This window comes from Streptomyces sulphureus DSM 40104, from assembly GCF_000381025.1.
GTDB classification, from domain to species: domain Bacteria; phylum Actinomycetota; class Actinomycetes; order Streptomycetales; family Streptomycetaceae; genus Streptomyces; species Streptomyces sulphureus.
In genome coordinates this window covers 114,335-137,662 of sequence record NZ_KB905817.1, presented here as the reverse complement: position 1 = coordinate 137,662, position 23,328 = coordinate 114,335, and the positions used below count along the sequence as shown (strand labels likewise).

The following is a 23,328-nucleotide window of genomic DNA, read 5'->3' as shown; positions in this document are numbered from 1 at the left end:
GCGCGCACGACCAGAGCCGCACCGTCACGACCGAGCCGCACGTCATCGGAGGTCCCGTGTCCGAGAAGTCACCGAGCGCCGAGGAAGAGCAGTTCGACTACGACGTGGTCGTGGTCGGTTCAGGGTTCGGCGGCTCCGTCTCCGCCCTGCGGCTCTCCGAGAAGGGGTACCGGGTGGGCGTCCTGGAGGCGGGCCGGCGTTTCACCCGCGAGACGCTGCCGAAGAACTCGTGGGACCTGAAGAAGTTCCTCTGGGCGCCGGCGCTCGGCCTCTACGGCATCCAGCGCATCCACCTGCTCAGCAATGTCATGATCCTGGCGGGCGCGGGGGTGGGCGGCGGCTCGCTCAACTACGCCAACACCCTCTACGTACCGCCGAAGGCGTTCTTCGAGGACCAGCAGTGGGGCCACATCACCGACTGGCAGGCGGAGTTGAGCCCCTTCTACGACCAGGCGCGCCGCATGCTCGGCGCCCGGCTCAACCCGACGATGACCCCCTCGGACGTCCACCTCAAGGCGGCGGCCGACGAGTTGGGGTACGGGGACACCTTCCACATGGCGCCCGTCGGCGTCTTCTTCGGCGACGGGGAGGACGCCGCGGACGAGTCGAAGCGGGACGGCGTCCGCGCCGACCCCGGGGCCGAGGTGCCCGACCCGTACTTCGGCGGCGCGGGTCCCGCACGCAACGCGTGCACCGAGTGCGGCGAGTGCATGACCGGGTGCCGCAGGGGCGCGAAGAACACCCTCAACGAGAACTACCTCTACCTCGCACAGCGGGCCGGCGCCGTCGTCCACCCGCTCACCACCGTGGTGTCGGTCCGCGAGGCGCCGGGTCCGCGCAAGGGTGCGGGCGCCCCGCCCGCACACGGGCCCGAGAGCCCCGAGCACGGCTGGGAGATCGCCGTGCGCCCGACCGACAAACGGCGCGCCCGCGCCCGGGTCCTCCGCGCCCGGTGGGTCGTCCTCGCCGCGGGCACCTACGGCACGCAGACGCTGTTGCACCGGATGCGCGACACCGGCACCCTGCCCCGCCTCTCGGGCCGGCTCGGCGAGCTGACCCGGACCAACTCCGAGGCGCTCGTCGGCTCCCAGACCCTGCCGTACCGCTACCGCGCCAAGTGGGGCAAGGACGCGGAGCCGGACTTCACCAAGGGCGTCGCCATCACCTCGTCCGTCCACCCCAACGAGAGCACCCACATCGAGCCCGTCCGCTACGGCAAGGGGTCGAACTCGATGAGCGCGCTCACCACCCTCCAGGTGCGACAGAACACGCGGCTCCCCAAGCCCCTTGCGCACGTGGGGACATGCCTGCGCCATCCGGTGCGGTTCTTCTTCTCGCTCTCCGCGCGGAAGTGGTCGGAGCGCACCATCATCGGGCTCGTCATGCAGACGGTCGACAACTCCCTGACCACCTACCGGCGGAGCAAGCGCCCCGGCAAGGGGCTGCTCACCGCGCGGCAGGGGCACGGCGCGCCGAACCCGGTCCACATCCCGGAGAGCGCCGAGGCCGCCAGCAAGATCGCCGACGAGATCGGGGGCTTCCCCGGGACCAACATCGGCGAGTTGATGAACACGCCGCTCACGGCGCACTTCCTCGGTGGCTGCCCGATCGGCGAGAGCGTGGAGCGCGGTGTCCTCGACCCGTACCACCGGGTGTGGGGCCACCCCGGTATCTCCGTCGTCGACGGCTCCTCCGTTTCGGCGAACCTCGGAGTCAACCCCTCGCTGACGATTACGGCGCAGGCCGAGCGCGCGATGTCGCTCTGGCCCAACAAGGGCGAGGCCGACCCGCGCCCCGCGCAGAGCGAGGAGTACCGGCGGCTGGAGCCGGTGGCGCCGCGCCGACCCGCCGTCCCCGAGGGCGCGTTCGGTGCGCTGCGGATCGGGGCGCCCGTGCCGCTGCCGCAGCCGCGGATGCGGCCGGGGGCCGAGGAGCCGTCGCCCGCCGAGTGAGGTGGGCGAACACCACGCCGGCGGGCGGGAGTTGCGTCGCGACCGACGATGAAGGGCCCCGCACGGCGCCGAAGTGGCGGCCGATGCGGGGCCCTTCACCGTCAGCACCCGCGTCAGGGCAGCGCGGATGCCGAGCTGCGGCGCCGGGGGGTGCGCCGCGGTTTCGCAGCGGCCGGCACGGCCCCTCGGTACACCGGGGGATGTGCTGGGGCGGTGCCGGCTGCACTGCGCGAAGTCGAGCCGTGCCGTTCTGTGGTGCATCGTGCTCGATCGGCCGGTGCCGCGCAACCTCTGCGACCGACCGCGGCGCGGACGGCCGTCCAGGTGCAATCTCCCGACGTGGCGGGGGAGTTGGCGTCGGCGGATCGGCTCCGCGTACGTGGCGTGTCCGCGGAGCGGCCGGTCCCGGGCGTCCCCGTGACCGGCCGCTTTCGTGACCGGTCTGCTGTCCCCTGCTGCCCGGTCACTCGCATCGGAGCGAGGTCCCACGACGCCGCTCCGCCTCGCGCGGGGCAACTGCGCCGCGAAGGCCCGGACGTCTCATCGCTCCGATGACGCCGCCCCCTCGCCGCCGGGCGCCCGGTTGGCTTCAGGGACACCGGGACCAACGAAGCCGCGTCCGGGCGGTCACGCTCCGTACGGGTGAGGAGAGGGGCGCTCAGTCCCGCCCCCGCGAGAGCCTCAGCAGGACCATGCCGAGCTCGGTGCCGGGCCTGCCGAGGTGGCCGCGGTAGCGGTCGAGGACCTGCATCTCGCGGGCGAGGTCGACGCGTCCGCCGCCGGCGGCGATCTTCTCCTGCTGGACCCGTACGGAGACCTCGATGCGCTCCCGGACGAGGGCGACGATGCGTTCGTCGAGCGCGTCGATCTCGGCCCGGCCCGCCGCCACCCCCGGGGTGCCGGGTGCGGGCTGTGCCGTGGTGGGCCCGTTCTCGCCGGCGTCGTCGGTGGTGCGGGTCCGCGTGGTGGTGCTCATGGTCAGCTCCCTGCTGATGTCGGTCGACCCCCGGGCTTGGACGCCCGTCGAGGAGCCGGCGGACCGGTCGGAGCCTGGAGCGGAGACGGCAGGTGCCCCGGGCGTCGATCGGCCCGGGGCACCTGGGAGGTCTGCGGTGGTCGTTCAGCGGAGACGACCGCGGCTCCCATGGCAGCCGGCCCGGCCGGTGCCATAGGTAAACCAGAAGGTCGCTCGCGTGAACACGCGGACCAGTATGCCCCCGTACCCGATACCCTCCAAGCAGGGGCCCAGCCGGCGGCGGCCCGGGGCGCTCCGGTGCGTGCACGGGAGGCTCCGGAGCGCATCCCGGATGCGCGCTTCCGCAGGCCGGAACAGGCACGTGCAGCGCCCGGTTAGACTCGTGGGTACACCCCGTCTCATCCGCCGAGAGGCAGCTTCGTGGCGCCTTCCCGTCGAGAAACCCACGCCCCCGAAGGAGGCGCGATGCGCCGCAGTGACCCGTCCACCGAGAACGGCCCCGCCGAGGAGGCGCCCGAGGTCGTCCTCGTCGTCGACTTCGGCGCGCAGTACGCCCAGTTGATCGCGCGGCGGGTGCGCGAGGCGCGGGTGTACAGCGAGATCGTTCCGCACACGATGAGCGCCGCCGAGATGCTCGCGCGGAACCCCAAGGCGATCATCCTCTCCGGCGGCCCGTCCTCCGTCTACGCCGAGGACGCCCCGTCGATGGACCGCGAGGTCTTCGAGGCCGGCGTCCCCGTCCTCGGCATCTGCTACGGCTTCCAGGTCATGGCGCAGACGCTCGGCGGCACTGTCGACAACACCGGCAGCCGCGAGTACGGACGCACCGAACTCGCCGTCTCCAAGCCGGACTCCACGCTCTTCGAGGGCACCCCGTCCGGGCAGCAGGTCTGGATGTCGCACGGCGACGCCTGCTCCGCGGCCCCCGCCGGCTTCACCGTCACCGCCTCGACGGACCTCGTCCCCGTCGCCGCCTTCGAGAACGACGAACGGAAGCTCTACGGCGTCCAGCACCACCCCGAGGTGATGCACACCACCTTCGGGCAGCAGGAGTTGGAGCACTTCCTCTACCGCGGCGCCGGGCTCACCCCCTCGTGGACGACCGAGTCGATCGTCGACGAGCAGGTCGAGGAGATCCGCGCGCGCGTCGGGCCGAAGCGCGCGATCTGCGGGCTCTCCGGCGGCGTTGACTCCGCCGTCGCGGCAGCCCTCGTGCAGCGCGCGATCGGCTCCCAGCTCACCTGCGTGTACGTCGACCACGGGCTGATGCGCAAGGGCGAGACGGAGCAGGTCGAGAAGGACTTCGTCGCGGCGACCGGCGTGCAGCTCAAGGTGGTCGACGCAGCGGAGCGGTTCCTCACCGCGCTCGCCGGCGTCTCGGACCCGGAGGAGAAGCGGAAGATCATCGGGCGGGAGTTCATCCGCGTCTTCGAGCAGGCACAGGCGGAGCTCGTCGCCGAGGCGGGGGCCGCGGGCGAGGACGTCGCCTTCCTGGTGCAGGGGACGCTCTACCCGGACGTCGTCGAGTCGGGCGGCGGCAACGGCACCGCGAACATCAAGTCGCACCACAACGTCGGCGGGCTCCCCGAGGACCTCGAGTTCGAGCTGATCGAGCCGCTGCGCAAGCTCTTCAAGGACGAGGTGCGCGCCGTCGGGCGCGAACTCGGCCTCCCCGACGCAATCGTCGAGCGGCAGCCCTTCCCGGGGCCCGGGCTCGGCATCCGCATCGTCGGCGAGGTGACGGCCGAGCGGCTGGCGGTCCTCCGCGAGGCGGACGCCATCGCGCGCGCCGAGCTGACGGCGGCCGGGCTCGACGGCGAGATCTGGCAGTGCCCCGTCGTCCTCCTCGGGGACGTACGCAGCGTCGGCGTCCAGGGCGACGGCCGCACCTACGGGCACCCGATCGTGCTGCGTCCGGTCTCCTCCGAGGACGCGATGACGGCCGACTGGTCCCGGCTCCCCTACGAGGTCCTCGCACGGATCTCCACGCGGATCACCAACGAGGTCGCCGAGGTCAACCGCGTCGCCCTCGACGTGACGAGCAAGCCGCCGGGGACCATCGAGTGGGAGTGAGGGCCTCGTAGGCCCGCTGAGTTCCACGTGCCGCCGCCCGGAGTCCGCGGGCGGCGGCACGTGTGCGTGCGGGGGCTTCGTGCGCGGTCCCTGGAACGCTGTGGATAGGCTCGGGGGCGGCAATTGCCAGGTGACGGTACGGAGTTGGGGGCCGCGTGGGGGGACGTGACGGGGAAGAGGGTGCTGCGGTGCCCCGCTCGTCGCTGGGCACCAGGGAGGAGCGGGCCGCACGCTGGGACGCCGAGGAGGACCTGGCGCGGGGCGCGACCCGGTCCAAGATCTGGGTCGGCATCGTGGTGCTGGGCCTGCTCGCGGCCTTCGCACTCGACCGCGCCGTCGACACGCCGCTCAGCTCGGCGCGCGCCGTCCACGACGCGTGCGGAGGGGCGCTGCACGCGGACGAAGTGGCGCAGTACGACGGCGAGACCGAGACGACGGAGCAGACGGAGCGGTACAACGCCGAACTGGGCAGGTACTACTGCGAGTTGGGCGACGGGGACAAGGTGGTCCTCGCGCTGGACGCGGCGGTCGACAGGGCGGGGGTCTCCCAGGTGGTCGGCGGTCTCGAGTCCGCCGACCGACTGACCCCCAGCCTCGCGGGTGTGCCCGGCTGGAGCGACGAGCGCCGCATCACCCTGCTTCCCCCGTGCCCCGGTGCCGGACGGGACATCGACGGTGACACGGCGAGGGCGGCGATCGGAGTCGAGGGCGCGTGGCGGCCGGACGAGGACGTGGTGTCCGAGGACGCGCTGGCCATCTGGCGCAGCGCGATCCGTGCCGCCAACTCGGCGCTGGAGCGGCTCGGTTGCGAGACGGAGCCGCTGAGCCTGCCGCGGGCCGCTTCCGGGCCGTGGACCGTGCCGTTCAGCCGGGTCGGCGAGACGGGATGCCGTCAGCTCGCGGGGCTTCCGCTGCGGGGGAAGAACACGCCGGTGCGGGTGGCGGACGTGGTGCCGGGGGACGCCGAGGGTGCGCCGCTCGACCACTGCGTCGTCGAACTCCGGTCGCGAGCGGGCGAGTCGGGCAGGGTCTCCTTGCGATTCTCGCGTGCCGTCGAAGTGCTGGTGGAGCGGCTGGGCAGGGAGGCGGGGATCGGCTCCGAGGGGAGCAAGGGGGAGAGTGGCCGCTGGCTGCCCGCGCTCGGGAAGTACTACGCGTACGGCACCGCGCGGTGCGGTGGCGAACGCGTCGGCTACCTGGTCACGTCGAATCCGCAGGAGGAGCTTGACCCCGGCGTCCTGCGCAGCTCCCTCGCCGCGTACGCGCAGGCCGATACGCGTCGGCTGGGTTGCACCGGGCTGCGGCTGCCCGGGGAGGCGTAGCGGGCTCGTGCTGTCGCGGCGTCGTGGGGCTGCCGTCGACCTGATGACGGTCCCGTCGGTGCGCGTGTGCGCGCCTGGCCCCGTCGGGCGGTGCGCGGGTGGCAGCCGGTGTGCCGTGCGGGCGGTCCGCTTGCGTACGTGGGGAGTTGCTAGCTTCCGGTGAGGGGCACCGTGTGTGCGTACAACCTCGTCTGTGCGGTCCACTCGCTGCTGATCCCGGTGCGCAGCCGGTTCAGGAACCGTTCCGGGAGTCCCCGCCGTTTGCCCCAGAGGGTTGCCGTGCGCTGGACCTGGCGGCCGCCGTCGAGGAACCACTCGGTGCGCTGCCGCTCCGTCCGTGCTGCGGGGGCGCCCTCGCGGAGCCAGGTGGGGACGTCGACGCCGGGGCGGCGGTGCGCCGCCCCGGCGTCGAGGGGCTCGTGCGGAGAGCGTGCGGGGCCGTATCCGCCCCGGCTGTGGCGGAGCACCTGACGGTCGAACCGGGTGAGGTCCTCGACGCGGCCGTCCAACACGGCCCGTGTACGGGCGCTTTGGAGGAGGGCCAGGCCGTGGAGCGCCGGTGAGAGCCTGAAACGCAGGCTGTCGGGCGACCGTGTGGGCTCCTTGCCCTGTGTCCCGGAGTGCGGGCGTGCGTCGAGGAGTTCGGCGGCCTGGGCTCGGAAGGTGTCGTGGAGGAGCGCGTAGCTCTCGGGGTACGGGGCGACCGAGCGCACCGCCTCCCGTGCGGCGTCCGTCGCCCCGGGCGAGGCGAGGTTGGCCCTCGGCTCGCCCGTTGTCTCGTCGGGGAAAGTGAGCACGGAGTCGTCGCCCTCGGGGACCGAGTCCCCGCCCGCGCCGACCGAGCCGGCGTAATGCGCAAGGAGCTTGGCGACGTACGGCGCGAACTCCTCGCTTGCATAGCGTTCTTCACGCTCGCCGAGCGCAAGAAGCGCCGCGGTGGCCGTCCTCGACTGCGGCTCCGTGTGCCGCTGAGGTCCCGAAGTCGCCCTGTCGGAACCGGTGGTGGCCGCGAGGAGGACCCGGCCGACGACCTGCGAGGCCGCAGGGCCTTCGCAGGTCGTGCGGCGCTCCTTGGCGAGGAGCCGTCCGACGCGGGTGTCCGAGGGGTCGGTCTCCGGTGCCGTCATGGGTGAGGGGATCACCAGCGTCTCGCCCGGGTCGAGGGCCGCGGCCGCCCGAGCCGGCTCCTCGGCGAGGCGCAGGGTGGCGTCGGACGGTGTCCAGCATCCCTCCGAGCGGACTGTCTCGACCACGAAAGCGGTGGCCACGACGACCATCGCCGTCACCCCGGCCACCACGGCAACCCCCGTGCGCCCGAGCCGTTTTGGCCGCGCCCTCGCCTTTTCCCCGTCTGCCCGCATGCCCCGACGGTATAGGGAGGCCGCCGGGCAGCCGCGGGTCCGGGACGCAGAGGCGACGCCCCCGTCCCGCCCAGGTCTTGTGTTCACGCTTTACTTCGTAGTACTTCTTATACATGAGCGAGCGAGTGCACAACAGGCTTGCGGTGGTGCGCGCCGAACACCGCGTATCCCGACGGGAGTTGGCCGACGCGGTCGGCGCGCACTACCAGACCATCGGCCACCTGGAGCGCGGGCAGTACAACCCCAGCCTCGACCTGGCCCTGCGCATCGCCGAGTACTTCCGCCTCCCGGTCGAGGCGCTCTTCTCGCTCACCGCCTTCCGCCCGCTCAGCGAGGAGCTCTATCCGCGCCGACGCGACGAAGGCACCGAAGCCGACACGGCACCACCCAGGGGGAGTTCGACATGACCGCGCCCGGACGTTTGCAGCCCACCGCCTCGGACAGGCGGCTCCACCGCATCATGAACGACCCGCGGACGAAGCCGTACCACGCGACCGCAGGCCGCCGCCGCGCGCTCGTCCTCGCGCACACGGCGGCCACCGCAGCAGGCTTCACCGGCCTCGTCGTCCTCTACGCCGCCCACAACGCGTGGTGGGCGGCGCTCATCGCCGCGGCCCTCCTCGTGTGGGTCCCCCTGACGGGGCTCCTCAACTCGATGACGGACGGCCTCTTCGAACTCCGTCCCCGCATGCTCGACGAACGCCAACTCGCCGAGCGCGCAGCCGTGCACGGCCTCGCCTTCCGCGTCGTACGGCTCGTGGTGCTCGCGGCCGTCCTCGCCTTCGCGGGGCTCGCGGCGACGGGCATCGCCCTCGCCGACCTCGCCGGCGCCCTGGCGGGTACGGGTGTCGGGCTGCTCCTGCTCCAGGGCCTCCTCCCACTGTGGCTCGCCGCGGTCCGGGTGGAGGACGTCCCCGCCGACGAGGTCGCCGCCTAGCGCCGGGTCAGTCGAGCAGCCGGGCGACCTCGCGCCAACCCCGGTGCGGCAGTGCGCCGGTGGGGCTCCCGTCGAAAACCTGGAGCGCGACGTGGTCGGCGCCCGCGGCCCGGAACTCGGCGAACCGCTCGCGGATGCGCGCGTCGTCGCCCCAGGCGAAGAGGGCGTCGACGAGGCGGTCGCTCCCGCCGTCGGCGAGGTCCTCCTCGGTGAACCCGGCGCGCAGCCAGTTGCGCCGGTAGTTGGTGAGCTGGAGGTAGACCGAGAGCGCCTCGCGCGCCAGCTTCCGCGCACGCGCGGGATCGTCCTCGGTGACGACGCCCAACTCCGGGGCGAGCACGGGGGAGTCGCCCAACAACGCGCGTGTCTCGGCCACTTGCTCGGCGGTGACCAGGTAGGGGAAGGCCCCCGCCGCGCGCTCCCGCGCGAGGCGGACCATCCGCGGCCCGAGCGCCGCCAGCATCCGGCTCCGCGGCGGGACGAACGTGGCCGGGTCGTCCAGCTCGTCCAGGTACGCCGCCATCGCGGTGTAAGGGCGCCGGTAGCCGCTCACCATCTGCGGGTGGCTCACGCCGAGGCCCAGGAGGAAGCGCTGCGGGTGCTCCTCCTCCAGCCTGCCGAAGTGCCGTGCCGCGTCGGCCGCTTCCTGCCGCCAGATGGAGTGGATACCGGTCGCGACGGTGATCCGCGGCGCCGCGCCGACGAGCGGCGCCGCCTCCTCCACGGTCGTGTGGCCGAGCCAGACGGCGCCGTACCCGAGCTCGTCGAGCTCGGCCACCGCCTCACCGCGGGCCTCCGGCTCGACGTCGGCGAGGGAGCGGAAGACGCCGTACCTGCCGATCGCCGGCGTCGGACCCACTTCGGAACTCGTGCTGGACATAGGGGTTCCCTTCTGCGCTGCGGACGAGCGGAACGTCGGACTCCAACGATCGCACCGACGGTGCCCCGCTTCCCGCGCCCCGCCGGCCACCGCCTCCCGGGGGTGAATCCGTCAACCTCCACATCCAACTCCGGTGCCTTACACGCCGGGTGAGACCCTCCGTAGCGTCAGCGCACCGCCTCGCGAGCCTTTCCGGGCACCTGTCCTGAGCTGGGCTGCCGCGCCGCCCGTCACCCGTTGGTGAACCGCGTTACGGGTGCGGCCCGCGAACGCTCCGACCGGGCGAATTGGCCCCTGTGTGGTCCCACTTGGGCTCCGGAGCACGTAATGTTCTCTGTGACGAAGCGAACACGGAGCGCATCCGTCTCGCGGAGTCCCCGGTGGAGCTGGATACCCGGAGGCCGCTCAGGTCGACGGATCGCAACCCCCGAGCGACAGCTCCCCCGGGCCGCGTTGCGGCGGCCGGACCGAGCTCCGCGCCCGTCGACACGGGAGCGTGAGCGTGAGCCACTCCCCCGTGGGGCTCAAGGTGGCCGCCGCAACGCGCAATCCGGCTTCGCCGGCGCTGGTGCTGCGCCGTGCGAACGGACCGGTTCCGGGAGCGGCTCCCCCGACAGCTCCCGGAGCCTGTCCCCCTCCCCCGGGGGGTCCCCGTCGGAGCCCGGACGACCCCCGTCGTCCGGGCTCCGAACTCTGTGCGGAGCGCGGCACATCGCCCACCCGGGCGAGCGCGGACCGCAGTCGGAGGACGGCTGCGCGCCGCAACTCCGCGCGCCCGCATCCCGGTTCGGAAGGTCCCCCGCAGAGGCGGGCCGGGCGCCCCCGTGGGTGCCCGGCCCGCTGCTCGGAAGCGGAGGGTTACTCCGTTCCCGATGCCCTTCTCCTACGGCGCGTCACGAAGACGGTTCCCGCGGTGAGGAGGAGCAGAGCCCCCGCGGCCGCCAGCATGGGGTAGCCGGAACCGGTCTGCGAAAGCGCCCCGCCGCCGGGGTGGGGCGCCGTGGTGAGCTTCACCTCGCAGTCGCCGCAGGTGCCGCCGTCCCCGGGCGTGACGACGTTGGCGAGGAGCTTCCCGTGGGCGTCGTCGTCGACCCGCACCCGGTAGGTGAGCGTCTCCTCGCCCCCTAGTTCGGGGATGTGCCAGTTGAGCGCCGTACCGTCGAGCTGCGCCTTGCCCGCCGTCGTGCGGATGCTGTCGGGGACGAGCGTCGCGTGGTCGAGGACGTGCGAGAGGTCGTCGGAGAGGGTCACCTCGCCGGCAGTGCTGTTCTCCGGGCGCACTGTGATGGTGTAGGTGACGGTCGAGCCGGGGTCGACGGTCGAGCCGTCGGGCGGGTCGCTCTGCTTCTCCGTCGTCCAACCTCCGTCGCCCTTGGCGGTGTTGGTGACCGTGCAGGTCGTCGAGGTGCCCCGGGCGAGGGTGACGGAACCGCCCGTGACGGGTGCCTCCTCGCCGTCCTCCTGCTCGCACGTCCAGTTGGAGGTGGTGTAGCCCTCGGGCCCGCCCTCCTCGGAGAGTCGGTAGCTGCCGGGCTCGACGCGGACGCCCGTGACCTCGTCCGAGCCGCTCTCACCGTCGACCTGCGTCGGCCCGGAGGCGTGCAGCACCCAGTCCGTCGGCTTTGCGTCGCCGCCCTCGACCTGCTTCACGAGCGTCAACTGGGCGCCGCATTCGACGGTGTTGGTGAGGCGGTAGGTGTTGTGCTCCGCGACGAGACGGGCCTCGTACGGGAGTCGCGCGTCGGCGGGGTCGCCGTTCTCCTCCGTGATCCGCTGCGAGACGACGCGGCACCAGGAGGGGACCTCCATGCGTTCGTCGACGGTGGCGGTCGCGTTCCGGGTGTAGTCGGTGCGCGCCTCGCCCCACTCCTGGTCGGTGGGGGTGTCGTTCTCGGGCCCCGTGAGGGTGAGTTGGGCCTGGAAGCCCTCGGGCTGGTCACCCTCGACGTACTCGTCGCCGTCGATCCGCCAGCTCTTCTCGACGGTGACGTCGGCTGAGGGCGGCTCCCTGTTGTAGACGGTGCAGGAGATCGCGGCACCGTTGGGGGCCTCGACGGTGAAGCCCGTACCCGAGGCGTTGGTCACGTCCACGTCGGCGCCGGTGTCCTTGTTGACGCAGACGGCGTTGTTGCCGCCCTGGGTGACGAGGGTGTACCCGGGCTGCTGGGTCTCGGCGACGGTCACGTCTGCCGCACTGGTGCCGGTGGGGAACTCGGGGGAGAAGACCACGGAGCCGGTCCCGTCGCCCTCGGTGGTTCGGCTGTCGGGCAGGCCGCCGATGCCCGGGGTGGTCGTGGTGGCGTCGAAGGTCCAGCCCTCGCCTGCCGGGCGGGCCCCCGAGACGTCCTCGCCGGTGTTCTGCGCCGGTACCAGTTGCTTCGTCACCGTCACCGAGTTGTCGCACTGGCTGAGGGCGAGCTGGTGGAGGGCGTCTCCCGCCGCCTCGTAGTTGGGGGATTGCGCGTAGTCGGCGGTGCTGAGGTTGCTGCCGTTGTACGCCTCGGTCCCCGAGATCGCGCGAAGGTTGAGCCCTGTGACCCCCGACACCCCGCTGCCGACGCCGAGGGCGATGACGCGGGAACCCTTCGCCTTGACGGAGTTGGCGGAGAAGATGCCGTTCTCCACGTCGCGGAAGTGGGTGCGGGAACCGTCGCCGAGCGGCTCGGTGGACCAGCGGGTGGGGTTGCCGTCGGTGAGGACCACGACGAGGTCGTAGTGCTCCTGCGCCTCGGCCACCTTGTAGAGGCCCTGGTCCCAGTTGGTGCCGCTGCCGAGCTGGTAGTCGGCGTACTTCGCCTTGAAGGCGTCGGCGCCCGCCTGCGTGGAGACGGGTTGCAGCTCCGGATGGTTGGGGTTGCCGGGGCTCGGCGACGTGCCGGAGAAGGAGAAGACGGCCATGCGCGAGGCGGTGCCGGCGAGGCCGTCGGTGGCCCGGTCGGCGGCCCGCTTGAGGTTGGGGAGCTGGCTGCCGACCGACGAGGAGACGTCGAGTACGAGCGCCACGTCGAGCCCGCACTTCTGCGGGAGCGCCGGGTTGTTCCGGGACTGCTGCCAGATGCCGCCCGACATCTTCCAGTCCAGCCGGTCGTCGCTGTACATGAACTCGTCGGTGGAGCGGTACGTCTCGCCCGCCGCCATCGCCGGCGTGTCGAACTCGTACGGGCGGGCCACCGACTGGGCGCCGCTGCCCCGGCCGGTGCGGAGCTCGGGGTTGGTGTACCAGCCGGGCGGTACTGCATCCTCGACGTCCTCGACCTGCCGGACCACGAACTCGCGCCCCGCGTTGGCCCCGCCGTCCTGGGTGTCGGGGACGACGAAGTTGCAGTCGCCGTCGCCGTCGGAGACGCAGGTCGACCAGGGCTCGCCGACGGGCTGGTCGGTCGCGGGGTCGACGAGTTGGAGCCGCACGCCGGCGAGCGGGGCGACCTCCTTGGGAGCGCTCCGGTCGCCGCCGGTCTTGACGGTGATCACCGAGGTCGTCGCCGTGGGGGAGGGGACCGTTCCTGGCGCGCTTCCCTGCGCGGTGGAGGTGAGCGCCGGGCTCGCGGTGCCGGTGAGGGCGGCGAGCAGAGCGGTGACGACGAGGAGCGTGCCGCGGTGGGGGCGTCGGCGGCGGCGTGGGCGGCGGGAGGCGCGGGCGCGAGGGGACGGGCCCGCTGGGCTGAGCGGCATGGTCGACTCCAGGGAAGACGATCTTTTGCTCACCGTAAGGCCGCTTAAGAACTGAAAGTGTGATTTGGGCATTGTGTCCTATATATACGCAAGGCGCACTCTCAGGGCGTCCCGGAGCCGCCGAGTTGCGACGTGCGTATGCCGCTGGACGCTGGAGGGGCGGCGGCGTCACGAGAGCGCCGCCCGCCCGACGTCCACGAGCGAGGCGAGCAGCGTGAACACCCTCTCCCCCGGCTTCCACGGCCACACCCGCCCGCGCAGCGACCGACTCCCGCCCGGGCAGTACCCGACCGAGCAGTTCCCCGTCCTCTCCGCCGGGCCGACGCCCGAAGTCCCCACGTCCACGTGGGAGTTCACGCTCACGGGCACCGAAGGCGAGCGGCTGCGCACCTGGGACTGGGCGGGCTTCGGCGACCTCCCGCAGGAGGAGCCGACCGTCGACATCCACTGCGTCACCCGGTGGACGAAGTGGGACACGAGCTGGCGCGGCGTCTCCGTCGACGTCCTGCTGGAAGGCGTGGACACGAGCGCGAGCCACGTCATGGCCGAGTCCTACGGCGGCTACACGACCAACCTGCCGCTCGCCGACCTCACCGGCGGAAGGGCGTGGATCGTGCACACCTTCGACGGCCTCCCGCTCCCACCCGAGCACGGCGGCCCGGCGCGGCTCCTCGTTCCGCACCTGTACTTCTGGAAATCCGCGAAGTGGGTGTCGGGGCTCCGGCTGCTCGACCGCGACGAGCCGGGGTTCTGGGAGTCGGTCGGCTACCACATGTACGGCGACCCCTGGCGCGAGCAGCGCAACAGGAGCGACTGAGTGCACGGGCACTGGTACTTCGCGCGGCTCGCCGCGCGCAGGGAGGAGAACGCGACCGCGCGCACCCTCCTCTTCGACGTCGAGAAGTGGCCGGGCCACCTGCCGGGGCAACACGTCGACGTGCGGCTCACGGCCGACGACGGGTACCAGGCCATCCGCAGCTATTCCCTCGCCGCTCCGGCCGAGGGTGACCGCCTGGAGCTCGGCGTCCAGCCGGTCGAGGGCGGCGAGGTGTCTCCCTACCTCGCGGAGCAGTTGCCGCTCGACGCCTACGTCGAGGTGCGGGGACCGCTCGGTGGCTGGTTCGTCTGGCGCGGCGAGCGTACGGAGCCGGTGCTGCTGCTCGGCGGGGGCTCGGGGATCGTTCCGCTGAGGGCGATGGTGCGCGCCCGGCGGAGCTCGGCGGCACGGTCGCCGTTCCTGCTCCTGTACGCGCTCCGCTCGCCCGCCGAGCGCTGGTACGCGGAGGAGCTGCGCCCCGGTGCGGACGCGGACGGCGTGCGGACGCGCCTCCTCTACAGCCGCGAGGCGCCTGCGGAGGAACCGCGCCCCGCAGGGCGGTTGACGGCGGCGGATCTCGCAGGCGCCGCGGAGGTCGAGGGCGGCCCGCCGCTCTGCTACGTCTGCGGGCCGACCGGGTTCGTCGAGCACGCGGCGGGGCTCCTCGTCGCAGCGGGCGTGCCCCCCGGGCGGGTGCGGACGGAGCGGTTCGGGTGACGGCCGCCGGTGGGAGAGAGGAGCAGGCGATGGTCATGCAGCACCTCGACGGGAACATGCTCGCGGGACCGCTGTCGGAGGTCTTCGCGGTCGAGCCGACGACCGCACTGCGCCGCTGCCCGCACTGCCGGCTCGTCTCCAGCCTCGCCCAACTCCACGTCTACGGACCCCAGCCCGGCATCACCGCGCGCTGCCCCGGGTGTTCGGCGATCGCCCTGCGCATGGCACGCCACCCCGGCGCGCTCTGGCTCCAACTCGGCGGCTCCGAGGGCGCGTTCCGCTTCCCCCTCGCGGAGTGAGCACGCCCGCGCCCCCACTCCGGGTGGTTTGCCGCATTCCGTGCTGCGAGGAACGCCCACGAACGGGCAGCCTTCTCTCCTCGGCGGAGTCCGGGCCGTCCCTCCCCGCGCCCCGGCCCGGCCCGCCGTCTTGCGGGGCGAGACGGCATGACTGCTTGTTCTGGACGTCGGTGCCGTTGCGGTGGGGCCTCCGCTCGGAAGGGCGAGGGACTGCCGTGGGCCAACCGCATTGCTGCGGACGGCGTTTGCTCTCGAAGCTGCCGCCGCTTGTTGCGGAGAACGGCCGGACCCGCTGCTGACGGGCGCCGCTCCGGCACGCCTGTGGGGCGGGGTTCTCGGAGACGCAGGGGCGACGGATCGACGTCGCCGGGCCCCGAAGCGGCTCGACGCCTGGGACGCGAGTCACCCCTCGGGTTGCCGCACCTCCCGACCCGTTGCCCGGTGCAGCGGTACGTCGGTGGTGGAGAGCGGGGTGCCGGTGCCGCCGGAGCGGGAGGCGACGAGTTCGGCTGCGACGGAGAGTGCGGTCTCCTCAGGGGTGTGGCCCGCCAGGTCGAGGCCGATCGGCGAGCGGAGCCGGGTGAGTTCGGGTTCCGAGAGGCCGGCCTCTCGGAGGCGTTCCAGGCGGTCGGTGTGCGAGCGGCGGCTGCCCATGGCGCCGACGTAGCCGGCGCGGCTGCGCAGCGCCGTCGTCAGGGCGGGGACGTCGAACTTCGGGTCGTGGGTGAGCAGGCAGACGGCGGTGCGCTCGTCCACGGTGTCGCGCACCGAGTCGAGGTAGCGGTGCGGCCAGTCGACGACGATCTCGTTCGCGTAAGGGAAGCGCTGTGCGGTGGCGAAGACGGGGCGCGCGTCGCAGAGCACGACGTGGTAGCCGAGGAACCGGCCGATCCTGGTGAGCGCCTCGGCGAAGTCGGTGGCTCCGAAGACGAGCATCCGCGGCGGCGGCGCGTACGACTCGACGAGCAGCGTCGCCCGTCCGCCCGCGCGCGTGCCGCACTCCTCGACGTCGAGCGTGCGCGCGGCACCGCCCGCCGCGAGCGCCCCGAACGCCGCGTGCGCGCCGGCGCGGTCGGCCTCCGGCGTCCCGAGCGCCCCGAGGGTGTGCCGCCCGCCTTCGGCGTCCTGCCACGCGAGGAGGGTGCCGCCGACGGGCACGGCGCCCTCGACGACGGTGACGAGCGCGGCGGGGAGCCCGGCCGCCTGCTGGGCCGCCAACCGCTCCAGCAGCGGGCCCTCTTCGGCGCGGAACGGGCGGACCAGTACGTCGAGGACGCCGCCGCAGGTGAGGCCGACGGCGAAGGCGTCGTCGTCGGTGACGCCGTACTGCTCGACCGCCGGCTCGCCCGACTCCAGTACGTCGAGTGCGAGTTGGTGGACGGCGCCCTCGACGCAGCCGCCGGAGAGGCTCCCCGCGACCTCGCCCGAGGAGCTGACCGCCATCGCGGCGCCCACCGGCCTCGGTGCCGAACGCCACGTCGCCGTGGTGGTTGCGACGGCGAATGGGATGCCGTCGCGCTGCCAGGTCAGCGCCTGCTGTAGGACGTCACGCACGCTTGCCCGCCTTCCCTTCGCCCGCCGGTCTGTCGTCATTATCTTTCCGCGAGGAAACCTTCGATAGGGGTTGACACTTGGGCGGCTGAGCGATTCTGCTGTCTACGGTTGCTGAAAATCTTAGGGCTTAGTTAACTCGGCAGAGCTGATGCGGCCCGGTGGAGAGACAGGTGGTCGCGTGAAACCGGCTCCGTTCGACTACGTCGCGCCGGGCACCCTGCCCGAAGCGCTGCGGTTCCTCGCCGACGAAGAGCGGGAGGTGAAGGTCCTCGCCGGTGGTCAGTCGCTCGTCCCCATGCTCAACATGCGGCTCGCCAGGCCCGAGTTGCTCGTCGACATCACCCGCATACCCGAGCTGCGCACCCTGGACGTCGAGGGGGACGGCGCGCTCCGGATAGGCGCGGGGGTCCGCCAGGCCGCCGTCGCCGTCGACCCCGCGGTGAGCGCCGGGTGGCCGCTGCTCACCGAGGCGATCGGGCACATCGGGCACCCGCAGATCCGCAACCGCGGCACCGTCTGCGGCAGCCTCGTCCACCACGACCCCGCCGCCGAGCTCCCGACGGCGGCGCTCGCGCTCGACGCGCGGTTCGACCTCAGCGGCCCCGCCGGAACCCGCACCGTCGACGCCGACGACTTCTTCCTCAGCACCTTCCTCACCGCGCTCGAAGCCGACGAGATCGTCACCTCCGTCCGGTTCGCCGCCCAACCGCACCGCACAGGTTGGTCGTTCGAGGAACTCGCCCGCCGCCGCGGCGACTTCGCCGCGATCGGCGTGGCCGTCCTGCTCACCCGTGCCGAGGCCGGCGGCGTCGACCGCGCCCGCGTCGTCTTCTGCGCGGCGGGCTCCCGGCCGCTGCGGCTCCCCGAGGCGGAGGACGCGCTCCTCGCCGCCGAGGGGCCGGAGCGACTCGACGACGCCTTCGCCGCAGCCGGAGCCGCGGCCCGCGCCCGCCTCGACCCGCCGTCCGACGTGCACGCCGACGCGGAGTGGCGGCGCGAGGCCGCCGAGATCCTCCTCGTCCGCGCCTGCAACCGAGCCTGGGAGCGTACCCGGTGACCGACACGACCGAAGCGAGACCCGACCCGCTGCCGAGCGCAGCCCCGCCGCTGAGCGAGCCGTCCTCCTGGCACGAGCTCCACCTCACCGTCAACGGGCGCCCCATCCGCGCGCAGGTGGAGTCGCGGCTGCTGCTGAGCGACTTCCTCCGCGCGCGACTCTCCCTCACCGGCACCCACGTCGGCTGCGAGCACGGCGTCTGCGGCGCCTGCACCGTCCTCGTCGACGGCGAACCGGTGCGCTCCTGCCTCACGTTGGCCGTGGCCTGCGAGGGCGCCTCGCTGCGCACCGTCGAGTCGCTCGCGGACGAGGAGGGGCAGCTCACCGACGTCCAGCGCGCCTTCCACGAGCAGCACGCCATGCAGTGCGGTTTCTGCACGGCCGGCTTCGTGATGAGCTGCACCGCCATGGTGGAGGCGCCCGAGCGCCCCGCCGAGGACGAGGTCGCCGACCAGCTCAGCGGCCACCTGTGCCGCTGCACCGGCTACCGCAACATCAGAGCCGCCGTCGAGCAGGTCCTCGACGACCGGTACGGGAAGGCAGGCGAGGAGAAGTGACCACCCAGCAGGCCGCCCCGGCGAGCGCGGGCACGGAGCAGGAGGCGTGGATCGGGCGCCGCCTGCCCCGCGTCGAGGACGACCGCCTCCTGCGGGGCAACGGGCGCTACGCCGACGACCTCGGCCTCCCCGGCACCCTCGAACTCGCCTTCCTCCGCAGCCCGCACGCCCACGCCCGGATCACCTCCCTCGGCACGGAGGCCGCCGCGCGCCTCCCCGGCGTCCACGCGATCTGGACGGGCGAGGACACGGCAGCGCTCCCGCCGCTCCTCAACCGCGCCGAACTCGCCGTCCCCGCGGGGCTCCAGGAGGCGCTCGATCCGCTGGTGCGGGCGCTGCCGATGCCGCTCCTCGCGGGGGAGAAGGTCACCTTCGTCGGGCAGCCCGTCGCGCTCGTCGCCGCCGACAGCCGCTACCTCGCCGAGGACGCGCTGGAGCTGATCGACGTGGAGTACGAGCCGCTCGACGTCGTCGTCGACCCGGAGGCGGCGCTGCGCCCGGACTCGCCGCGCGTCGAGGAGAGTTGGGACGACAACGTGGCGCTCGCGCTCGACACCACCGTCGGCGACCCGCAGGCCGCCTTCGCCGAGGCGGCCTGCGTGGTCGAAGAGGAGTTCCGGGCGCACCGCTACGTCGCCTCGCCGATCGAGCCGCGCGGCATCACCGCCGCACCCGGCGGGTACGACGGACGGCTCACCGTGTGGTCGAGTCACCAGACGCCGCACCGGGTGCGCGACACGGTCGCCGGCACGCTCGGTCTCGACCCCGAGCAGGTCCGCGTGATCGCCACCGACGTCGGCGGCGGATTCGGGCAGAAGGGCGTCCTCTACGTGGAGGACCTCCTCGTGCCGTTCGCCGCGCACCGGTCGGGGCGCCCCGTGAGCTGGCGCGAGGACCGCAACGAGAACCTGACGGGCACCGCGCACGCGCGCGAGCAGACCCACCGGATCTCGCTCGCCGCCGACGCCGAGGGGCGGCTGCTCGGCCTGCGGGACGAGATCCTCGTCAACTTCGGCGCCACCACGATCACGGGCCTCGTCGTCCCGTACAACTCGCTGTGCCACCTGCTCGGCCCGTACCGCGTCCCGCACGTCCACATCGACGTCAAGGCCGTCCTCACCAACACCACCTACACAGCGCCCTATCGCGGCGCCGGCCGCCCCGAGGCCGTCTTCGCGATGGAGCGCGCGATGGACCGCCTCGCGGCGAAGCTGGGGATCGAGCCGGCCGAGCTGCGCGCGAGGAACCTGATACCGCCCGAGGCGATGCCGTACCGCACCGGACTCGTCGACCGCGCGGGCAACCCGCAGGAGTACGACTCGGGCGACTTCCCCGAACTCCTGCGGCGCGCCGTGGACCGGATCGACGTGCCCGCCGTGCGCGAGCGGCAGCGCGCGGGGGAGCGCGAGGGGCACCGCGTCGGCGTCGGCTTCGCCGTCTATCTGGAGGCGACGGGGCTAGGCCCCTTCGAGTCGGCGCGCGTCCAACTGCGGCGCAACGGGCGGGTCGGCCTCTACCTCGGCACGCCTTCGCAGGGCCAGGGGCACCGCACCAGCATGGCGCAGATCGCCGCCGATGCGCTCGGCGTCCCGCCTTCCGTCGTCGACGTCGTCGGTGGGGACACCGACGCGGTGCCCTTCGGCGTCGGCACCATCGCCAGCCGGGCGCTCGTCACCGCGGGGAACGCGACGCATCGCGCGGGGCGGCTGCTCCGCGAGAAGATCCTCAACTCGGCCTCCGCCCGCCTCGGGACGCCGGCCGACGAGCTGACCGTGGTCGACGGCGTTGTGCTCCCGCTGAAGTCCGCTGACGAGGGTGCGGGAAGCGAGGCGCCCGAGGGCCTGCCGCTCGCCGCACTCGTCAACTCCCCGATGACGGTGCCCGACGGGCTCGGCGCCGACCTCAGCGAGACGGCGCACTTCCGCCCACCCGGCTTCACCTTCGCGGCGGGGGCGCACGCCGTCGTCGTGGACGTCGACACCCGGACCGGCGAGGTGGAGATCGAGCGGTACGTCGTCGTCCACGACGCGGGGCGCATCGTCAACCCGATGATCGCCGAGGCGCAGGTGACGGGCGGCGTCGCGCAGGGGATCGGCGGCGCCCTCTACGAGGAGATGGCGTACGGGCCCGACGGCCAGCCCGTCACCACGACGTACATGGACTACCTCCTCCCCACCTCCTCGGAGATCCCCGATCTGGAGCTGGACGAGACCCACACCCACAGCACCCTCAACGACCTCGGCGTCAAGGGCCTGGGGGAGGGCGGCGCGATCGCGCCGCAGGCTGTGATCTCGAACGCGGTGGAGGACGCGCTGCGTCCGTACGGTGCGGTGGTACGACGCGGTCCGCTGACGCCGCACCGGGTCCGCGCCCTGATCCGCGAGTCCGCGGGGGAGCGGGGCGAAGCCGAGCGCCCCGCCGTCCCGACCGCCTGAGCACGCACGTACGGAGAGACCATGCAACTCGACCACAGCTTCCAGGTGCCGGTGCCGCAGCAGGAGACCTGGCGCCTCTTCCACGACATCGAGGCGATAGCGCCCTGCATGCCGGGCGCCGTCCTCGACCGCGCGGACGAGAACAGCTTCGAGGGGCGGGTGAAGGTCAAGGTCGGTGCGGTGGCGATGAGTTACCGCGGCAAGGGGACGATCACCAGGGACGAGGCGGCCCGGCGCGTCGTCCTCGACCTCAGCGGCAGCGAGACCCGCGGCGGCGGCACCGCCACCGCGACGGTCACCGCCACGTTGACGCCGGACGGCGAGGGCACCGCCGTCCGCGTGCGGACCGACCTCGATCTCACGGGGAAGCCGGCGCAGTTCGGGCGCGGCATCCTCGTCGAGGTCGGGGACCGGCTGGTGCAGCAGTTCGCCGGCAACCTGCAGAAGCACCTGAGCGCACAGCCGGACGTCGGGACGGCGGCGCCGGACGCAGCCCGGTCCGCGGCGCCCGCGGCGTCGACCGCGGCCGAGCCCGAAGCGCTCGACGTGGGGGCCGCCGTCTGGCCGGCCCTCGCGAAGCGGGCGAAGGTGCCGGCGCTCGTCGCGGGGAGCGTCGCCGTCACGCTGCTCGCGGTGCGGCTGCTGCGGCGCAAGTCCGCCTGAACCTCGCGTCGTCCGGTCCCGGCTTGCCGGGGCCGGACGACGCGCGTCTCCGCTCCTCCGCGCCGGGTGGTGTGCGCCGTCGATCCATGTCCGGTAAAGGGTGTTCGGCGTGGTATTCCACGAACTCCGTGCTCTGCGCGCTATGCATGGTTCCGTCCCGCGCGGCGCGACTCCCCCACACCCGGACGACGGCTCACAGCGTCCGCCCGCACAGGGGGCCGCCCTCCGCGCACCGCCACCGCAGAGGGAGCAGGCCATGACGTCGACGGAGAGTCCGCCAAACGTCGCAGGGGAGCAGTCGGAGCCGCCGCGCAAGCGGCCGGGGTCGGTGGTGGTCCAGTGGCTCACCACCACCGATCACAAGCAGATCGGCACGCTCTACCTCGTCACGTCCTTTGTCTTCTTCCTGCTCGGCGGGGTGATGGCGCTGCTGATGCGCGCCGAACTCGCCCGTCCTGGCATCCAGTTGCTTTCGCACGAGCAGTTCAACCAGTTCTTCACCATGCACGGCACGGTGATGCTGCTGATGTTCGCGACGCCGACGTTCATCGGCTTCGGCAACTGGATCATGCCGATCCAGATCGGGGCGCCCGACGTCGCGCTCCCGCGGCTGAACATGCTCTCGTACTGGCTCTTCCTCTTCGGGTCGCTCATCGTGGTGGGCGGCTTCCTCACGCCCAACGGCGCGGCGGACTTCGGCTGGTTCGCCTACTCGCCGCTCACCGACGCCGTCCGCAGCCCGGGCGTCGGCCACGACATGTGGGTCATGGGCCTCGCCTTCCAGGGGTTCGGCACGATCCTCGGCTCCGTCAACTTCATCACCACCATCGTCGGGATGCGGGCGCCCGGCATGACGCTGTTCCGGATGCCGATCTTCACCTGGAACGTCCTGCTCACCGCCGTGCTGGTGCTCATGGCCTTCCCCGTGCTCGCCGCCGCGCTGCTGGCGCTGGAGTACGACCGCAAGTTCGGCGGGATGATCTTCGAGGCGGCGAACGGCGGGCCGCTGCTCTGGCAGCACCTCTTCTGGTTCTTCGGGCATCCCGAGGTCTACATCATCGCGCTGCCGTTCTTCGGGATCGTCACCGAGATCATCCCCGTCTTCAGCCGCAAACCGATCTTCGGGTACGTCGGCCTCGTCGGGGCGACGGTCGCGATCACGGGCCTTTCGGTGACGGTCTGGGCCCACCACATGTTCGTCACGGGAGGGGTGCTGCTCCCCTTCTTCTCGCTCATGTCGTTCCTCATCGCGGTGCCGACGGGCGTGAAGTTCTTCAACTGGATCGGCACGATGTGGAAGGGATCGCTGAGTTTCGAGACGCCGATGCTCTGGGCGACCGGCTTCCTCGTGACCTTCCTCTTCGGCGGGCTCACGGGTGTTCTCCTCGCGTCGCCGCCGATGGACTTCCACGTCTCGGACACGTACTTCGTCGTCGCGCACTTCCACTACGTGGTCTTCGGCACCGTCGTCTTCGCCACCTTCGCCGGATTCCACTTCTGGTGGCCGAAGTTCACGGGCAAGATGCTCGACGAGCGCCTCGGCAAGATCACCTTCTGGACGCTCTTCGTCGGCTTCCACACCACCTTCCTCGTCCAGCACTGGCTCGGTGCCGAGGGCATGCCCCGCCGGTACGCGGACTACCTCGCGGCCGACGGCTTCACCGCGCTCAACACCGTCTCCTCGATCGGCTCCTTCCTCCTCGGCCTCTCGATGCTGCCGTTCTTCTACAACGTCTGGAAGACGGCGAAGTACGGCAAGAAGATCGAGGTCGACGACCCCTGGGGATACGGCCGTTCGCTGGAGTGGGCGACCTCCTGCCCGCCCCCGGCGCACAACTTCTACGCCATGCCCCGCATCCGCTCCGAGTCCCCGGCCTTCGACCTCCACCACCCCGAGGTGGCACAGCTCGACGAACTCCACGTCGGCGAACCTCCGCCGACCTCCCGCGGCTTCACCACCGGGCGCGTCGACGAGTCCGGCACGGCGGCCGGGGGTTCCGGCACGGCGCGCCCGGACGGTCAGCACGGGGCGGACGGCGGGGAAGGCCAGGTGTGA

General features: G+C 72.6%; 18 protein-coding genes. 13 read left to right on the top strand and 5 right to left on the bottom strand.

Annotation, left to right across the window (positions count from 1 at the left end):
- The first annotated feature begins 56 nt into the window (after window positions 1-56).
- Entirely contained in the window at window positions 57-1,952 is a 1,896-nt protein-coding gene (locus F603_RS0115965) for a GMC family oxidoreductase (protein WP_019547013.1), read from the top strand.
- 658 nt (window positions 1,953-2,610) lie between these two features.
- Here F603_RS0115965 and F603_RS0115960 read toward each other — a convergent pair.
- On the bottom strand, window positions 2,611-2,928 hold the full coding sequence (locus F603_RS0115960) for a chorismate mutase (RefSeq protein WP_019547012.1): 318 nt from the start codon (window positions 2,926-2,928) through the stop codon (window positions 2,611-2,613).
- Between the two features lie 465 nt (window positions 2,929-3,393).
- Here F603_RS0115960 and guaA point away from each other — a divergent pair, with 465 nt between their 5' ends.
- Together guaA and F603_RS0115950 are read left to right on the top strand one after the other, a co-directional pair.
- Entirely contained in the window at window positions 3,394-5,001 is a 1,608-nt protein-coding gene (guaA, locus tag F603_RS0115955) for a glutamine-hydrolyzing GMP synthase (protein WP_019547011.1), read from the top strand.
- A gap of 188 nt (window positions 5,002-5,189) precedes the next feature.
- Complete coding sequence (locus F603_RS0115950; RefSeq protein WP_019547010.1) at window positions 5,190-6,323, top strand: hypothetical protein; 1,134 nt, start codon at window positions 5,190-5,192, stop codon at window positions 6,321-6,323.
- A gap of 149 nt (window positions 6,324-6,472) precedes the next feature.
- Here the strand turns inward: F603_RS0115950 and F603_RS0115945 are convergent, their stop codons facing one another.
- On the bottom strand, window positions 6,473-7,684 hold the full coding sequence (locus F603_RS0115945) for a MoxR family ATPase (RefSeq protein ID WP_158678648.1): 1,212 nt from the start codon (window positions 7,682-7,684) through the stop codon (window positions 6,473-6,475).
- Window positions 7,685-7,797: 113 nt separating this feature from the next.
- On the opposite strand from F603_RS0115945, the gene F603_RS32280 reads away from it, so the two are divergent.
- Window positions 7,798-8,091, top strand: coding sequence for a helix-turn-helix transcriptional regulator (locus F603_RS32280; protein WP_051096248.1), 294 nt, complete (start codon window positions 7,798-7,800; stop codon window positions 8,089-8,091).
- Window positions 8,088-8,621: a hypothetical protein gene (locus F603_RS0115935; protein WP_019547007.1), complete on the top strand. Its 534-nt coding sequence runs from the start codon at window positions 8,088-8,090 to the stop codon at window positions 8,619-8,621. Before F603_RS32280 ends, F603_RS0115935 begins: the two co-directional genes overlap by 4 nt.
- Before the next feature lie 7 nt (window positions 8,622-8,628).
- Here F603_RS0115935 and F603_RS0115930 read toward each other — a convergent pair whose 3' ends face one another.
- Complete coding sequence (locus F603_RS0115930) at window positions 8,629-9,501, bottom strand: LLM class F420-dependent oxidoreductase (RefSeq protein WP_019547006.1); 873 nt, start codon at window positions 9,499-9,501, stop codon at window positions 8,629-8,631.
- Window positions 9,502-10,359: 858 nt separating this feature from the next.
- The gene (locus tag F603_RS32275; RefSeq protein WP_019547005.1) at window positions 10,360-13,173 is read right to left on the bottom strand and encodes a DUF7927 domain-containing protein; all 2,814 of its coding nucleotides are present in this window, start codon (window positions 13,171-13,173) and stop codon (window positions 10,360-10,362) included.
- Between the two features lie 214 nt (window positions 13,174-13,387).
- Between F603_RS32275 and F603_RS0115920 the strand changes: the two genes are divergently transcribed.
- Genes F603_RS0115920 through F603_RS0115910 form a run of 3 tightly spaced genes read left to right on the top strand, consistent with a single transcriptional unit; the run spans window position 13,388 to window position 15,006 of the window.
- Window positions 13,388-13,990, top strand: a complete 603-nt coding sequence (locus F603_RS0115920) for a sulfite oxidase-like oxidoreductase (protein WP_019547004.1) — start codon at window positions 13,388-13,390, stop codon at window positions 13,988-13,990.
- On the top strand, window positions 13,991-14,707 hold the full coding sequence (locus F603_RS0115915) for an FAD-binding oxidoreductase (RefSeq protein WP_019547003.1): 717 nt from the start codon (window positions 13,991-13,993) through the stop codon (window positions 14,705-14,707). It abuts the gene before it with no gap.
- A gap of 29 nt (window positions 14,708-14,736) precedes the next feature.
- Window positions 14,737-15,006: a DUF6510 family protein gene (locus F603_RS0115910; protein WP_019547002.1), complete on the top strand. Its 270-nt coding sequence runs from the start codon at window positions 14,737-14,739 to the stop codon at window positions 15,004-15,006.
- 402 nt (window positions 15,007-15,408) lie between these two features.
- On the opposite strand, the gene F603_RS0115905 is transcribed toward F603_RS0115910, so the two are convergent.
- Window positions 15,409-16,560, bottom strand: coding sequence for an XdhC family protein (locus F603_RS0115905; RefSeq protein ID WP_019547001.1), 1,152 nt, complete (start codon window positions 16,558-16,560; stop codon window positions 15,409-15,411).
- Window positions 16,561-16,738: 178 nt separating this feature from the next.
- Between F603_RS0115905 and F603_RS0115900 the strand changes: the two genes are divergently transcribed.
- The 5 genes from F603_RS0115900 (at window position 16,739) to ctaD (ending at window position 23,328) form a co-directional block, all read left to right on the top strand.
- Window positions 16,739-17,617: an FAD binding domain-containing protein gene (locus tag F603_RS0115900; protein WP_019547000.1), complete on the top strand. Its 879-nt coding sequence runs from the start codon at window positions 16,739-16,741 to the stop codon at window positions 17,615-17,617.
- The gene (locus F603_RS0115895; RefSeq protein ID WP_019546999.1) at window positions 17,614-18,174 is read left to right on the top strand and encodes a (2Fe-2S)-binding protein; all 561 of its coding nucleotides are present in this window, start codon (window positions 17,614-17,616) and stop codon (window positions 18,172-18,174) included. Before F603_RS0115900 ends, F603_RS0115895 begins: the two co-directional genes overlap by 4 nt.
- A complete protein-coding gene (locus F603_RS0115890; protein WP_019546998.1) occupies window positions 18,171-20,609 on the top strand; it encodes a xanthine dehydrogenase family protein molybdopterin-binding subunit in 2,439 nt (812 codons plus the stop codon). Before F603_RS0115895 ends, F603_RS0115890 begins: the two co-directional genes overlap by 4 nt.
- A 21-nt stretch (window positions 20,610-20,630) precedes the next feature.
- Complete coding sequence (locus F603_RS0115885; RefSeq protein WP_019546997.1) at window positions 20,631-21,272, top strand: SRPBCC family protein; 642 nt, start codon at window positions 20,631-20,633, stop codon at window positions 21,270-21,272.
- A gap of 256 nt (window positions 21,273-21,528) precedes the next feature.
- Window positions 21,529-23,328, top strand: coding sequence for an aa3-type cytochrome oxidase subunit I (gene ctaD / locus F603_RS0115880; RefSeq protein WP_019546996.1), 1,800 nt, complete (start codon window positions 21,529-21,531; stop codon window positions 23,326-23,328).